Below are 14,913 nucleotides of genomic sequence, written 5' to 3'. Positions count from 1 at the left end.
CGATCACTTAGCGTAAAAAGAGGGTTATGAAAAAGAACGGCTAACAGGTGATCGGATAACTCCGGAATCGCTGTTCGGAATCACCGAAATACGCAGAAGTGATCCATTAGAACAAGCTAGCCAAATATCGAATGAGTTACAACCAGTAATGACGCTTCGCTCTAGGGTGATTGCTATGCGGGAGATTGAGGCTGGCGCTTCAGTTGGTTATGGAGGTCGTTGGAAAGCATCTAAACGAGCTCGTATTGCTGTTGTAGCAGGCGGTTATGGGGACGGATATGACCGACATGCAGTCAACGGTACTCCAGTATTGATTCAGGGGAAAAGGGCGCCGGTCATAGGACGAGTTTCTATGGATATGATTACTGTGGATATTTCTCATTTAGACGATGTGTATATTGGTAGTGAAGCAGTGCTCTGGGGAATGGCATCTTGTGGAGCTTACTTATCGGTTGATGAAGTTGCTCGCTATTGCAATACGATAAGTTATACATTATTGACGGGGGTGATGCCGCGCGGGTCCCCCGAAAATACATATCATCAAAATCTTAGATATCACGTTTTATTCGTTCAGTTATTTTTATAGGTATGAGGCTCAAAAGTGACATCCGTTAGTGGTTACACTGAAAGAAAAAATGCTCTATGAAATCAACTTTTCGTAAATACGGTATTCCTCACTGAAATACGCGCGCTCTTTATCGCTTAACTCGGGGGCGGGCTGTTTGTTTTGGCTTGAGTTCAACTGTTGAGTGGGCAAAGGTTTTTGCATCAGTTCTTCGAGTCGTTTCAAGTCCTCGTTATAGCGTTCAGTTGAGCCAACAAAATAGAAAAACTTTTTGTTAAATGTTTTATAGTCGCGTTTGTAGATATTAAAAAACGTTGCGGTACCCTTGTTATTAAGCATTGTTTTAAACAACTCTTCTCGGTCAGTGATGCCACGATCCAAAAAGTGAGTCTTTATAAACTGGTAAACGTTGTCATTGTTTTGTACATCAAGCGTGTGATTTAACAATGACCAAGCACGTTTTATCGGGTCTCGCATCCATGTAATCCGCTTGCCATTGGGAAATAACTGTTTGTGCCTTGAGTGAGGTCTGAAATGGCCATGAATGACTTGCGTTGAAGCGGGCAACCAAATAGGCTCTCCGCGACTCAGCTCGTTCGCGCCTGAAAATTCATAGACTGCAAAAAAAGCCTGCTGGCCAAATGCCGTTTGCAGGGCTGAACGAAACGACGTGCCCGCAGTTTTGGGAATGTGATAAGACACCCAGTTCACACGAGCCGCGTTGGCCAGTATTCTTCGACGAGTGCGCTCAGCCAATGCCCGTTCCATTTTTTCCCGCCAACTGAGCTTATTAACGTTATCCATACTTTTAATACTACGCCTGTATTTAAATGCGTGAAAGATACCGCAAATGAACGCCTTATGAAATTGGTATCTTACTTTCGTGTTAAAATAGCTGGAAATGACAACAAAATGAACCAGATGTTATCATACCGTTAAAATTAAGGTCTCGGAGAAGGGCGATGAAAATTTTAGTGACGGGTGCGAACGGGCAAGTCGGTTTTGAACTTGTGCGCAGCTTATCGGTTTTTGGCGACGTGCTGGCCCCTTCGCGCACCGAACTCGATCTGAGTGATGAACAAGCGGTTGCTCAGTACCTTGAAGACCACCAGCCGCAATTTATAGCGAATGCGGCTGCCTATACAGCGGTTGATAAAGCCGAGCAAGAGCCAGAACTAGTGGATCGTTTAAACCATCTATTGCCAAAACAGTTTGCAGACTATGCTTTACACAGCCGTGGTTCGCTTATTCACTTTTCTTCTGATTATGTGTACCCCGGCTCTGGAGACACGGCATACAGCGAGGAGAGTAAGGTCGGTGCTTTGTCTGAATATGGACGCAGCAAGTGGGCGGGTGACCGCGCCGTGATGGGCAGTGGTTGTAATCACATCATTTTACGTACTAGTTGGGTGTACAGTGCGCGCGGTAATAACTTCATGAAGACCATGCTGCGTTTAGCCGCTGAGCGCGAGCAACTGAGTATTGTGAATGACCAAGTGGGGGCGCCCACGCCGGCTCGCTTGCTGGCGCAAGTGGCGAGCTTATCGGTACGCCCCCTACTAGAACATGAGCTCACAGGGGTGTACCATGTTGCGCCGCGAGGCGAGGCAAGTTGGCATGGCTTTGCACGAGCTATCTTTGACGGTGCAAATGCATATGGAGAAACTCTGGCGGTAAAGCAGGTAGATGGTATTCCCACGTCAGCCTATCCAACGCCTGCTAAACGTCCGTTGAACTCACGCTTAAATATCAACAAAATTGAGCGGGCATTAAAAATCACTTTGCCCAGCTGGCAGACCTGCCTAGAACAGACATTAACGGAGTATCTGGATGGCCTATAAAGGAATCATATTAGCCGGCGGCTCGGGAACCCGATTGCACCCGATAACTCGGGGTGTGTCTAAACAGTTGCTACCCGTTTACGATAAGCCGATGATTTATTATCCCATATCCGTGCTTATGTTAGCAGGTATCCGCGACATCTTGATTATTTCTACGCCCGAGGATATGGAACAATATCAGCGCCTGCTGGGTGACGGCAGTGCATTTGGTGTCTCGTTTTCTTATAAGGTCCAAGCATCGCCCGACGGGCTCGCACAGGCATTCACCATTGGTGCTGATTTTATTGGTCAGGATCCTGTCTGCTTAGTATTAGGGGATAACATTTTTCATGGTCAGTTTTTCTCTGACCAGCTTAAACGAGCTGTTAAGCGCGAGGCCGGTGCGACGGTTTTTGGTTACATGGTGAAGGATCCTGAGCGTTTTGGCGTGGTGGAATTTGATGCCGAGGGTAAGGCTCTATCAATCGAAGAAAAGCCAGCCGAACCCAAGTCGGATTACGCAGTGACCGGACTCTATTTTTACGATAACGACGTGGTGGATATTGCGCGTAACGTAAAGCCGTCAGCGCGTGGTGAGTTAGAAATCACGAGTGTTAACAATGCATACTTAGAACGGGGTGATCTGCACGTTGAACGTTTAGGCCGAGGCTTTGCATGGCTCGATACAGGCACACATGACTCGCTGCTCGAGGCAAGCTCTTATGTGCAAACGGTTGAGCACCGTCAAGGTTTAAAAATTGCCTGCTTAGAAGAAATAGCATGGAAAAACGGCTGGATAACTGATGCAGAGCTTGAAACCCACGCCAATGCCTTAGATAAGACACAATACGGGCAGTATTTGCATGAGCTGTTGAGCTAACTTTTAGAGGAACAACATGAAGTATCAACCCCTGGCGATTGCTGATGTAGTGTTAATGACACCGCAGGTGTTTGGTGATGAACGCGGTTTTTTTATGGAAACCTTTCGTCAGAACGAATTCGAGGCGCACTGCGGTAATTATTCGTTTGTGCAGGATAACCACAGCAAATCACGACGCGGCATTTTGCGCGGCTTGCATTACCAGCTAAAGCAGCCACAGGGGAAACTCGTCCGTGTGACTCAAGGCCGAGTTTTTGATGTCGCGGTTGATCTTCGTCGTGACTCTCCAACATTTGGTGACTGGGTGGGTGTTGAGCTCAATGATGAAAACCGACAGATGCTTTGGGTTCCCCCAGGGTTTGCGCACGGATTTTATGTATTGAGTGAGACGGCAGAATTCTCTTATAAATGCACCGATTATTATGCGCCAGATGATGAATACAGTCTGAGGTTTGATGATCCGACGCTCGCTATAAAGTGGCCGTTTGATGGTGAGCCGCAACTGTCCGATAAGGATCGCCGAGGACTCGCACTCGCCGACTGCCCTACCTATGATTAATGTTGTTATGTTCTGGAAACAGAACGACTCCGAACTCTATGGTCGCCGCAGTGATATGGTGGCTAAGTACTTAGCCAGCCGAAGCGATGTAGGTAAAGTACTGGTGCTTGATGCGCCGATTGACTCAGATGCGCTCGAGCAACGAAATTCGGGCGAGCGATTTGATCAAAACCCGTTTGTTTATGAAGGCACCAAGGCGATCGCCGATAACGCTCGCGACCACGGAAAACTGTACCGTCGCGTGTTTGTTTATGACAAAAGCAAACAAGGTATTGCAGACTACTTAACGTTTTTAGAGCAGTGTTTCAAAGCGCTCGATATTGATCCGGCAAAGAGTGTTTTTTGGATGTACCCCAAGTTATTATGGGGCGAGCAGCTTATTAATCACTTTAAGCCTGCCAAAAAAGTCATGGATGTTGTCGACGACCATCGTGCTTGGCCCAACGTGAACGATACCAAGCGTAAGCAATTAAATCAGCATTATGAGGCGATGCTCAGTAACGCTGATAAAGTACTGACCAACTGTTTGCCAGTAAAATTATCGATGTATGAGTTTAACCAAAATATCGCACTCGTGCCGAACGGCTGTGATATCAACCCGCCTATTACGTTGCCCGAGTCTAACCAACATTACCAACGTATTGCCTCGCATAAAGGCCCTGTTTTGGGGTTTGTCGGCAATCTAGAGGCAAAAATTGATGACGTATTGCTGCGTCGATTATCCACCGAGATGCCCGATGCGCTAATTGTATTAATTGGTTCAACGCATGCTAACCCCAGCATACGCGCATTAGAAGCGCTTCCTAATGTCGTCATGACAGGTGTTGTGCCATACCCATATATAGGAGCCTTTGTCAGGTTGTTTACTGTGGGAATGGTGCCTCATAAGCGGATGGATCTGACCGAGAATATGAACCCATTAAAGGTTTATGTTTATTTAACACATCATGTCCCCGTGGTTGCGACAGACGTACCTAATATCGCTGTGTGTGATTACGTTTGGCAGAGTTCATCGCACGACGCGTTTATTAATAATGTTAAACAAGTCATAATTCAGCGCAGCCTTTTAAATAACGAAGTGTTTGATAGCTTTACTCATTGTAACAGTTGGCAGATGCGCCTAGCCGTAGTGACCGATAGTTTATTGGATGATCGAAACAGTCAATCAGCTAACGAGGATGCTAAGCCGAATTTGCTCAGATTAGATGGGCAGGAATCTAACGCATCGATTTTTGTCATTGATAAGTCTGCGTTAAGTGATAGTTTGAAACCCTCTGGAAAAAAAGTAGCTGCAATAGTATTTACAGATGAAGCCGAGCAGGCTCTTGACTCTGCACGCCTTTTTGCCCAGCGAGCTAACCATGAGTTGGATGTGTATGTGGTGCCTGTACATCCAAATGAAGAAAAAGATGTACTGCGGCAAATATTACGCTTCACGAGCTACCGTTACATTATGTTGGCAGATCAAAATGCGTTTCCTTGTCGAGACTGGCTTCAGTTTGCGTATAATGCGCATTTAAATAGTGATGGCGCTATTGTTAGAGCGGCTTCAGGCGGCAGCCTCAACGAAAAACACAACTACCTGTTCTCGTCATGCTCTGTATTGCGTGCGATGTTATCGGGAGAATCGGTCAAAGAGGTAACCGACGCTCGTTTTCTTGTCGCTGACCTAACGTTATCGACGGATAAAGGTAGCCCGAGTGATTCGACGCCGATCTCAGTGATTGATGTTAACTCACTTGCTTCTCCAGCCCCCCAGTTTGAGCGTGATATCTGTGTTGTAATGCCTTGCATTAACGAGCAAGAGGGTATCGAGGCAGCTAAGTTATTAAAACGTACCTCCGGTATTGACGCCGACTTTGTCGTAGCGCTCGATACTCAGTATCAGGGATTCATTAAAACATTAAACCAGACAGCGCGATTATCTGCGGCAAAGTATATAGTTTACCTCGCTGAAGATGCTGTGCCAGGTCATCACTGGCTCAGAACTGCGTACGAAAAGTTAGAGCAAGCGAATAAGTCGGTGTTGGCATTCAATTGTGGTAAGTGGCATGGTCGTATAGCGGCGTTTGGAATGGTCCGCAAGGATTGGGTATACCAGTACTACGGTGATTGCATTTTATACGAAGGTTATCGGTCGCATCGAGCAGACAACGAGTTGACGGTTATTGCAAGAGCGTGTGATCAATTTATTTATGCTCCAGACGCGATTCTGTTAGAAAATGATAAGCTCAAAGACTTTAAGAAGAATGAATCTGAAGCGAGCAACTTTACTGAAGAAGATAAAAACCTATTTAAAAAAAGGTTCAAAAATGGGTTTGGTGGACTCTTAGATTATTCGTTATATGAGGCCCTTCACGACGAATATTTACGTCGCAAAAAGTTTGCAAAGTCGCAAGCTGTTTTGGTGATTGAATGATAGCTTACTTCCTATTTACCTCGGCATCGAATTTGAGATGATTGATATCGGGCGTTGTAATTAGTAGCCTATTAAAAAATTTTCGACCACAAAGGTCAATTAAATACAGGTAGTTAGCTTATGCCAACAAGTGAGGAGTTAATGCGTGAAAATGCTGAATTGCGTGAAGAAAATGAGGCGCTTAGAAAGCAAATTAAACAGCAGGCAAAGGACAACGCTAGGCTGACGGCATTCTTAATTGAATTACCTGAACACTCCCCAGCATCGCGTTTGGTAAGCAGTGAAAATGATGCGCACGCGAAATCTTCAAACCGACCAATTTTTAGCAAAATAAAGAATGTTTTGAAAAAAAAGCAACCCGACAATAGTCTTCCATCGTCAGATGTTGAGTTGTTACGGACATCTGACTTGTTTGATGCTGAATGGTATTTACTAACTTATCCAGACGTAAAGCAGTCGGGGATTACAGCAGAGCTACACTACGTTATACATGGCTCACAAGAAGGAAGAGACCCGTCGCCTTATTTCAATTCTCGATGGTATCTCGGCTTTCATAAAGATGTTGCTCAACAGGGATTAAACCCTTTAGTTCATTATCTGCGCCAAGGAATAAATGAAGGTCGAGCAATTCAACCGAGTGATAAAGCTGACTCATGAACGCAATTGAAATACTAAAAGAGTCGGGTTTTGTTCAGCGCGACTGGTACATAAAAAAATACCCGGATGTTGGTCTATTGGGTATGCACCCTGCCGAGCATTACTACAAAATTGGTGCTCGGCTGGGACGAAACCCCGGCGTAAAGTTTGATACTGAGTTTTATTTAGAGCGTTACCCCGATGTTGCCGAGAGCGGCATGAACCCTTTGTTGCACTATATTTTGCATGGCGCCAAGGAAGGGCGACACTCACGTGCTAATAAGCTGGACGTGTTAGAAGATAAAATATGGTCGGGGCATGCCATCAGTGCATGTCGTGAACTTACCAAAGTGCTTGAGGATGAGCGCGCACCGATACAGGAACGCCATCTAGCCGCTTGGTCATTGGCGCGTTACCGTGCTTTTACTGGCGAGCATAACGAGGCGTTGACGTTGAGCTTTAAAATGGCTGAGCTATTGCCGGCAAAGCGGTTAGATAAAACACGTGTGTTGCTTCAAGCGAATAGCCAGTTAAAGCTAGAACAACCCAATGAAGCCGCGGCGATACTGAACGAATTTTTAGCCACCGACCCCGATGACCCTGATGCACGGTTAATGCTCGCCAATACGTTTAGCGATGATGATAAGCGGTTGTCGTGTATAAACGAGATGTATCAACGGCATGGTTATTTGCCTGTCACACGGATTGATGACCAAAAACCGCTTGGCTTTAATAACTTAACCTCAAAGCCTGATATACAGGAGGGTACAGTTGCGCCTGATGAACAGCGCGAGAAAGTGTCTATCATCATGCCGATTTTTAAAGCGGAAGAGCGCATAGAAATAGCGATCAACTCATTGCTGAACCAAACATGGCGTAACATTGAAGTGATCGCAGTTGATGATTGCTCACCAGACGATACGGTGGCAGTGTTAAACAGCATTGCTGCACGCGACCATCGCGTAAAGGTAATACAACAGCCGCATAACCAAGGTGCTTATCCTGCGCGCAACAGAGGCCTAAAAGAGGCGACCGGGAACCTTATCACCACCCATGATGCTGATGATTGGTCTCACCCGCAAAAGCTTGAGCAGCAGGTTAAGTTACTGCGGGCACAGCCCGATGCGCAGGGCGTTATACTGAGCTGGGTTCGCGCAACTGACGATTTGCACTTTACCATTAACTGGCGACCTTCGGACAGTATCATTCATTACAGCCACTCCTCGTTTATGTTAACGCGAGCCGCCGTATCGAGTATTGGAAACTGGGATGAAGTGCGTATCAGTGCGGATACTGAATACATTTGGCGTGCGCAGCACCGATTTGGTAAAGAAGCGATATTACACGGGCTTGCTGAAGTGCCTATGGCGTTTGCTTTAGATGATGAGAGTTCGTTGACACGTACTAAAGCAACCCACGTGAGTACCGTCTACTTTGGACTTCGCCAAGTATACCGTGAAATATGCCGTTGGTATCATAAGCAGGGCTTGGATCCCACTGCAAAAACGTCTATTCCTCAGGCAATGCTGCACAAACGCGGTGATCATCAGGTATTTGATACCGTTATCGTTGCCGACTTTTTAAGTAAACGAAACAGCCGCGATGTGCTTATAAAAGCGCGCATGCTTGCTGAGCGGGGCGAAAAAGTTGCGCTGTTGCATTGGCCGAGTTTTACAAGCAAACAGTATCGTTTTGCTAGCGAGTATTGTGAGTTACTCCATGAAGGGTTAGCCGAACCTATCGTTTTCGGTGATAAAGTGAGTGCCAAGTCGCTTATTGTTGCTGATTTTGAACTGGTTATTTACCCGGTTATTGCGACCCCAGAGTTTGAGAGCATTGAGTCTGCCGTGCTCTACGACCGTGGACGCTTGCCTGAAGGGAATTACAGAGATTCACTTGTTGAGCAGGCGAAGCAAGCGCTGAACGACACATTCAATATCGTAACAGACGATATTGAAGTCAAACCTATAAAAAAGAGTAGTTAAAGTGAAGTATAGTCTTAATACCGAATGTGACTTTAGTGAGCTATCGTCTTTAACCTATGTGATTGCGACTAAGCGTAGCGGACACCATGCTTTTATTGAGTGGATGTGTTCGCACTTGTCGGACTATTTGTATCTAAATAACGTCAATGTAAATCCCGATATCGAGCGGGATAAATATCAAAAACCACATATAGAAACAGATATCGACCTCGACTTTGCAGACGCTGACGATGACGTTGGAAATATTCACTATAAAGATGCAGAGGTTGAGCATTTAATGCTGAGCTTTGAAAACAAAGCGGTTAAAGGTGTCAGCCGTGCTGGGCGGCTTAACTCATTGGCGCATTTGTCGGAGCGTGAGTCGGTTAAAACAACAGCTGTTCTTTTTTTGCGTGATCCAATTAACTGTCTTGCATCCATTGCTCGTTACAACGAAGTTAATCCTAATTTTAAAGTATCGGTCGAACAACAAGCCGAAAAGTGGGTGGCACTGGCAAAAGACTTTTACGCGCCTGAACAAGTTGAAAATTTACTCGACGCCAAGGTAAAAACAGTGCGCTATAACGACTTTATTCGCAATAAAGTTAAAGTGGCTCATTTATTGGGAAATCATGTTGAGCAAAGCACACAGCGTATGTCGAGCTTATCGCGTTTTGGCGGAGGTGGAGACTCTAAGTTTGGTAATGCAAAGACAGATATGTCGGTTGAATCGCTTGAGTCTCGCTGGCAAATGCTTGCATCGCCTGCGTTATTAAAGGAAGTCTTTGATGATAACTCTGAGTTACGCGAACTCTCAAGACGATTTTATCAAGGCTCTAAGATGTCGGGAGCGATGAAGCTGGGTGTGGAAACGTTTTTAGGGTCGTTATGAACAAAAAGATATTTTATTTAATTCGTTACTCGGTGTTGCAAGATTCTAGGCAATGGAAGATTGCTCGGGATAATGACTACGAGCAATATAAAGCGGCGCTTTTTGATGATGAGCGATTGGCACTTAAATATCGCCTTTTTAGTCAGTTAACATTACCCAGCGTTGTGGCACAGCAAAGACCTGATGAAGCTGATAACCATGAGGTGATTTTGCTCACTTCGAGTGAATTACCGACTCACCGCTTAGCGGAACTTGAGCAACTCGCCAAACAACACGCCTGCTTGACTATTTTACCGGTCGAGCCTAACCGTAGTTTTGTTAGCGTAGCGAGTCACTATCTTAAACAGCAATTTTCAGCGGCAGCTAAAGATTGCGTATATTCAACGGTTCGGTTAGACGATGATGACATTCTGCATCGGCGTTTTGAACGCCGCTTACGCTTTTATACGGCGAAAATAAACCTCAACTATATGGTTACTTTTTCCCAAGGCTATGAGGCATTTTTGGATGGGCAACAGCATTACCAGTTGAGCCAAGCTATTGATCTTTATTATCCAAAGATTGCGTTAGGTCTCGCACAAGTGGGCTTTTATTCGGCCGAGCGTAACAAAATTATGGGTAGCAATGTACACGTTTACCAGTCTGGCAAACACACGACAGTTGACCAACGTTATCACTTGATTGAAGATAAAACGCCGAATATGTTCGTTAGAGTCAGTTATGACCTGCAAGATACGCAAGCCGAAGGCTTTAACAAACGTGTTCAATCAGCGGTTGCGACGGACCTTACGGCTTTGAGAAAACAGTTTCCGGAACTCGTGTGAAGCAGCTACTAAGCGCACTTTTTAACGAACAGCACTATAAAAGTGCATATGTTGATATTCGAGACGCAGGCTTTGATTCAACAGATAAGGCATTTCTGCACTATCTAAAGCACGGTCGGTTCGAAGGTCGATGGCCCGCAGCATTTCGTTCCGTCGACAACGCCCATGCACTGTGGAGCAGCAAAGCCGCACGTTCAACGTTGACTGACCTGATACAGCACTCTGGTGAGAATGATCAGTTGAGTGCTCAGGCTGATGCGCAGTTGGCGCGGTGGTTTTTAGCGCAGTACTACGGCTCTGTTAATGAATGGGACGCGGTCGTGCAGCTTCTCGGTAGCCTCACGCAGGCAGGTGGCTTGGCGTTATTGCGAGCGTTGGTACCACACCCGGGGCCATTTTTATGTCTTTTTAATGCCTTTCTACGTACTGAACAAATAGATGCCGCGCGAGCGCTACTCGAGAGTCCGCTTTGGCCGCTTGACCAAACGCTCTATCAACATGATCACGATTTAGCGCGTTCTATGCTGACTGCATCCACGCATGAAAAGCTTGCTGCGATTAACCGCATCTATCAATCGGCAGGTATTGCGCCGCTCACGAGCGATGCTACGACATTGAGCTTTGATACTGTATCTGCATCAAGCCATGGGTCACGTCCGCAGTTTTGGCAGCGTCAACCTAAAGTCAGCGTCATTGTCCCGTGTTATAACTGTGCTGATACGCTTGAAACTGCGGTGATGAGCCTTTGTCGACAGCGGTGGCACCGTTTACAGATTATTCTGGTGGATGACGCCAGTACCGATGCCACTTTTGAAGTCATGACGCATCTCGCACAACGGGATAAACGCATCGCGGTGCTGCAGCTCACTGCGAACGAGGGGCCTTATGGTGCGCGTAACGCGGGCTTAGGCATCGCGAAAGGGCAATTAATTACGACTCACGATTCGGATGATTGGTCTCATCCTGATAAAATTGCCTGCCAAGTTGAAGATTTACTGAGGCATCCGGGCGTTATGGCTAATCGCACTGCCTGGGTTAGAGCGGATAACGATCTCAACTTTAGTCGTTGGCGGCCGGAATCGAGTTGGATTTACCCGAATGTTTCTTCTTTAATGTTTAGAAGAGCAGTGTTCAAACGTTTGGGCTACTGGGATACGGTTAAAGCGGATGGTGATACCGAGTTTTATAATCGAGTGATAGCCGAGTTTGGCGCACACGCAGTCCGAGAAGTCATGCCCGCGGTACCGCTGGCGCTGGGACGAGTGGACACACGATCGTTAACACAAGCCAAGCCCACCCATGTCAGCAGCATGTTAGCTGGCGTTCGTAATCATTACCAACGTGCCGCAACGCATTGGCATCAGAGCACTCGGTCTCGCTATTTGATGCGGTATCCCCAACAGCGGGCGTTTTTGGCGCCTTTAACGTTGTGCCGTGGTACGCCTGCCGCACAACTTGCTAACGCGCTAGACCACCTTCAGACATCGCCGTTGTTTGATGCAGACTACTATCGTGAACGCTATCCAGATATTGTCGCTGCGGGAATCGATCCAGCGCTGCATTACTTAAAGTTTGGCGGTGGAGAGGGGCGTGACCCTTCGGCACGGTTTAGCAGTTCGGGGTACGCGTTTATACAGGCGCTGGCTTCCGATGAGAATCCATTAGTGCATTATTTGACACAGCTTGAGTCTGACAATGCTGTGGCGCAAACGCCTGAGCTTTTTATTGAGCAATCTGTAAACGACTCCTCGAAACCGACAATGATGGTGGTGGCGCATAGCACCTCGGGTAATGCCTTTGGTGCCGAAAAAAGTCTCTTGGATGTACTTGCCATGTTGGGTGAGCACTATCGATTATGGGTTGTGTTGCCGGGGGCTTTGAACTCGGCGTATGTGACGCAGGTACTACAGTTGAGCGATAAGCTCAGCTTTTTACCATTGCGTTGGTGGCAATCCACACGCACAACCGATACCTCGTTAGTTGAAACGCTTGCTTCTTGGATGGATGATGTCGATCAGGTTTATATCAACACGCTCACCTTACATGAACCCTTGTTGGCGGCTCAGCAGGCAAAGCGTCGTTGCACGGTTCATGTGCGTGAGCTACCGGAACATGATCGGGCGTTGTGTGATACCTTAGCTGCTTCTCCTGAATTAATTCGCAGGCACGTGCTGCAACATGCTGATGTCCTGATTGCCAATTCACGCGTTGTTGCGGATTCGATGCAGGCACCCGAGAAGACTTTTGTTGTCCCCAATGTGATACGCGTGGAGAACTACTCCGAAGCTCAGACTGACCTGCCGGACACCGCTGCCGGGCAGCCACTGAAGGTGGCTATGTTGAGCAGTAACTTAGCGAAAAAAGGCGTTAAGGATTTTTATCAACTGGCAGCGGCGCTAAAAAATGATGTACGATTTGAATGGCATTTATTGGGTCCTGAGACGGAAGATTTAGCCCATGCACGGCAAAGCTATCCGCACGCGCATGTAAACAGCCATGGGTATGTAGCGAATCCTGTGGATGCCCTCAAGCAGTGCGATGTGGTACTTAATTTATCTCACTTTCAGGAATCCTTTGGTCGCTCGGTGTTAGAGGCGTTTGCTGCAGGTAAATTGGTGGTTGTTTACGACTGGGGTGCTTTGACTGACTTAGTCAGTGATGACGCGGGCATTCGGGTGCCCTTGGGCGATCACGAGGCGCTTGCTCATGCGCTCGTAGCGCTTTATAACCAACCTGAGCAGATGCAGTCCTTTAGGCGCTGCGCGCTTAAGCGAGCAAAGCAGTTTGCGCCTGATATCGTTAAAGCCCAATTGCTGAGCGTACTGGCGCGATCGCACGAGTCGCATAATGAATAATAAGGATATGATGGACGTTGTTTTACATATTGGTGCGCCTAAAACAGGCTCGTCAGCTATACAGTATTTTTTACATGAAAACCGTACGCGGCTGTTAAAGCATGGCTATTATTACCCAGAACATAATTTTGACGAAAATAACGTTTCTGGGGGGCATGCGCACTTTGGTGCGGCGGTCGCCGCCAATGAGCTTGAGCAAGCCAAAGGTTTGTTTGAGCAATGGTTAAACGAAGCACAGCAACAGGGTGCCAAATTATTAATTTCATCTGAGGCGCTGTATCGTCACCCTGAACGGGTAAAGCAGCTGGTTAACGGTCACTCTGTAAGTGTATTGGCGTACTTTCGTCATCCGCTCGAGTCGTTAGTTTCTAATCACAATCAGTCAATCAAACGCCATTATTCGACACAAACGTTAGATGCTTTTTTATATAAGCAAGTGGGTGTCCTTAATCGGGGAGTCAGCGGACAGGTATTTTTTGATTGGGTTAAACACTTTGGCCGTGATGCGGTTTCGGTGCGACCTTATTTGGCGAGTTGCTTTGTGAAGCAGCAAATAGAGCACGACTTTTTACAGCGGCTGGGTATAGCGGGTTGGTCGGCGCGGCGCTTTAAACGCAACCGTGTTCGTATTAATACCAGTTATACCTATGGTGCTTTGGAGATTAAGCGCTTGCTCAATGGATTACTTGATGAGCAGACTCCGCAAGAGAGCCGACGCATCGATCGCACGTTACAAGCGTACGCAGATGCGGCAAACCGGCGCTCGGGTGATGTACCGCAGGTGGTTAGCCCTACCGTGTATGATGCGATCACCCATCGCTATCAAAATGCCTTGGAGCGAGCGCAAACGCAGTTGTTAGAACGTTGCACCGATGCGTTTTATAAGCCCGTATCGGTTGTCGCTGCGAAGGATGCGTTAACCCATCGGCAGTTGCCGGAAGTCATTGAGGTATATCAGTTTTTAGTTAAGCAGTTACCCGAGTTGATGAGCCAGCTACAGAAGCGGTTGCTTACACGTTTAAGCGAGCAGTATGGTAAAGACGCGAGCGAGCCGTTGCCGTATGCACTCCTTAAGCTTGCCGAGGTGATGGGTCTCCCTGTCCCAGAACCGACGTTGCAACCTGCGTTGCCGGCAACAACGATGGATACTTTTTTGTCAGATAAGTCGAACCGGGTTGATTATTTAATCGAGGTCGCCAAGCTGCTGGAGTCGCAAGATCATATAGAGCATGCGATTGATATCCTTGAGCAGGCTAAAAAAATTGCGGTCAGTAAAAATATGACAGGGCAGCGCCTGACGAGCATTGAGCGCTATCTTGGCAAGTACAGAGAGCGCCACGACGCGTCGGTGAAAAGAGTGATGGATGACGATGATTTTGCATCCGTGGACTCGTTGACAGAATAAGTACTGCTCTTTGTATTTTGCAGAGATAAAATCTAATTCGAACAATTTCTCACAATTTAGTACACTGGATTATATACTTAGAACTAGGGTAAAA

General features: G+C 46.8%; 12 protein-coding genes. 11 read left to right on the top strand and 1 reads right to left on the bottom strand.

Going from position 1 to position 14,913, the window contains the following annotated elements; translation table 11 throughout:
- The first annotated feature begins 148 nt into the window (after positions 1-148).
- Positions 149-586, top strand: a complete 438-nt coding sequence (locus DFP83_RS07480; protein ID WP_126753149.1) for an alanine racemase C-terminal domain-containing protein — start codon at positions 149-151, stop codon at positions 584-586.
- 54 nt (positions 587-640) lie between these two features.
- Here the strand turns inward: DFP83_RS07480 and DFP83_RS07475 are convergent, their stop codons facing one another.
- Entirely contained in the window at positions 641-1,369 is a 729-nt protein-coding gene (locus tag DFP83_RS07475; protein ID WP_110574417.1) for a hypothetical protein, read from the bottom strand.
- A gap of 158 nt (positions 1,370-1,527) precedes the next feature.
- Between DFP83_RS07475 and rfbD the strand changes: the two genes are divergently transcribed.
- The 10 genes from rfbD to DFP83_RS07425 all read left to right on the top strand — a co-directional run bounded on the left by rfbD (position 1,528) and on the right by DFP83_RS07425 (position 14,819).
- Positions 1,528-2,406, top strand: a complete 879-nt coding sequence (rfbD, locus tag DFP83_RS07470) for a dTDP-4-dehydrorhamnose reductase (protein ID WP_110574415.1) — start codon at positions 1,528-1,530, stop codon at positions 2,404-2,406.
- The gene (gene rfbA, locus DFP83_RS07465) at positions 2,396-3,265 is read left to right on the top strand and encodes a glucose-1-phosphate thymidylyltransferase RfbA (protein WP_110574413.1); all 870 of its coding nucleotides are present in this window, start codon (positions 2,396-2,398) and stop codon (positions 3,263-3,265) included. Before rfbD ends, rfbA begins: the two co-directional genes overlap by 11 nt.
- Positions 3,266-3,281: 16 nt before the next feature.
- A complete protein-coding gene (gene rfbC / locus DFP83_RS07460; RefSeq protein WP_110574410.1) occupies positions 3,282-3,824 on the top strand; it encodes a dTDP-4-dehydrorhamnose 3,5-epimerase in 543 nt (180 codons plus the stop codon).
- Positions 3,825-3,831: 7 nt separating this feature from the next.
- Positions 3,832-6,243 (top strand): glycosyltransferase family protein, encoded by a 2,412-nt coding sequence (locus DFP83_RS07455; protein WP_157981534.1) that lies wholly within the window; start codon positions 3,832-3,834, stop codon positions 6,241-6,243.
- 120 nt (positions 6,244-6,363) lie between these two features.
- On the top strand, positions 6,364-6,900 hold the full coding sequence (locus tag DFP83_RS07450; RefSeq protein ID WP_126753150.1) for a hypothetical protein: 537 nt from the start codon (positions 6,364-6,366) through the stop codon (positions 6,898-6,900).
- Entirely contained in the window at positions 6,897-8,864 is a 1,968-nt protein-coding gene (locus DFP83_RS07445; RefSeq protein ID WP_110574404.1) for a glycosyltransferase family 2 protein, read from the top strand. Before DFP83_RS07450 ends, DFP83_RS07445 begins: the two co-directional genes overlap by 4 nt.
- Position 8,865: 1 nt before the next feature.
- Positions 8,866-9,735 carry a hypothetical protein gene (locus DFP83_RS07440; protein ID WP_110574402.1) on the top strand — a complete coding sequence of 290 codons (870 nt, stop codon included), beginning with the start codon at positions 8,866-8,868 and terminating at the stop codon, positions 9,733-9,735.
- Complete coding sequence (locus DFP83_RS07435) at positions 9,732-10,559, top strand: glycosyltransferase (RefSeq protein WP_110574400.1); 828 nt, start codon at positions 9,732-9,734, stop codon at positions 10,557-10,559. Before DFP83_RS07440 ends, DFP83_RS07435 begins: the two co-directional genes overlap by 4 nt.
- Positions 10,556-13,414, top strand: a complete 2,859-nt coding sequence (locus DFP83_RS07430) for a glycosyltransferase (RefSeq protein WP_110574398.1) — start codon at positions 10,556-10,558, stop codon at positions 13,412-13,414. Before DFP83_RS07435 ends, DFP83_RS07430 begins: the two co-directional genes overlap by 4 nt.
- Positions 13,407-14,819 carry a hypothetical protein gene (locus tag DFP83_RS07425; RefSeq protein WP_110574396.1) on the top strand — a complete coding sequence of 471 codons (1,413 nt, stop codon included), beginning with the start codon at positions 13,407-13,409 and terminating at the stop codon, positions 14,817-14,819. Before DFP83_RS07430 ends, DFP83_RS07425 begins: the two co-directional genes overlap by 8 nt.
- Positions 14,820-14,913 lie beyond the last annotated feature (94 nt).

Source organism: Idiomarina fontislapidosi (genome assembly GCF_003226255.1).
In the GTDB taxonomy this organism is placed as follows: Bacteria; Pseudomonadota; Gammaproteobacteria; order Enterobacterales; family Alteromonadaceae; genus Idiomarina; species Idiomarina fontislapidosi.
The sequence above is the reverse complement of the archived record's forward strand: the minus strand, read 5'-3'. Positions and strand labels throughout refer to the sequence as shown.

What these genes read in the sequence shown, in the direction of transcription:
- DFP83_RS07480 (WP_126753149.1), top strand. Translation starts at nt 149, where the DNA reads ATGACGCTTCGCTCTAGGGTGATTGCTATGCGGGAGATTGAGGCTGGC.
- DFP83_RS07475 (WP_110574417.1), bottom strand. Translation starts at nt 1,369, where the DNA reads ATGGATAACGTTAATAAGCTCAGTTGGCGGGAAAAAATGGAACGGGCA.
- rfbD (WP_110574415.1), top strand. Translation starts at nt 1,528, where the DNA reads ATGAAAATTTTAGTGACGGGTGCGAACGGGCAAGTCGGTTTTGAACTT.
- rfbA (WP_110574413.1), top strand. Translation starts at nt 2,396, where the DNA reads ATGGCCTATAAAGGAATCATATTAGCCGGCGGCTCGGGAACCCGATTG.
- rfbC (WP_110574410.1), top strand. Translation starts at nt 3,282, where the DNA reads ATGAAGTATCAACCCCTGGCGATTGCTGATGTAGTGTTAATGACACCG.
- DFP83_RS07455 (WP_157981534.1), top strand. Translation starts at nt 3,832, where the DNA reads ATGTTCTGGAAACAGAACGACTCCGAACTCTATGGTCGCCGCAGTGAT.
- DFP83_RS07450 (WP_126753150.1), top strand. Translation starts at nt 6,364, where the DNA reads ATGCCAACAAGTGAGGAGTTAATGCGTGAAAATGCTGAATTGCGTGAA.
- DFP83_RS07445 (WP_110574404.1), top strand. Translation starts at nt 6,897, where the DNA reads ATGAACGCAATTGAAATACTAAAAGAGTCGGGTTTTGTTCAGCGCGAC.
- DFP83_RS07435 (WP_110574400.1), top strand. Translation starts at nt 9,732, where the DNA reads ATGAACAAAAAGATATTTTATTTAATTCGTTACTCGGTGTTGCAAGAT.
- DFP83_RS07425 (WP_110574396.1), top strand. Translation starts at nt 13,407, where the DNA reads ATGAATAATAAGGATATGATGGACGTTGTTTTACATATTGGTGCGCCT.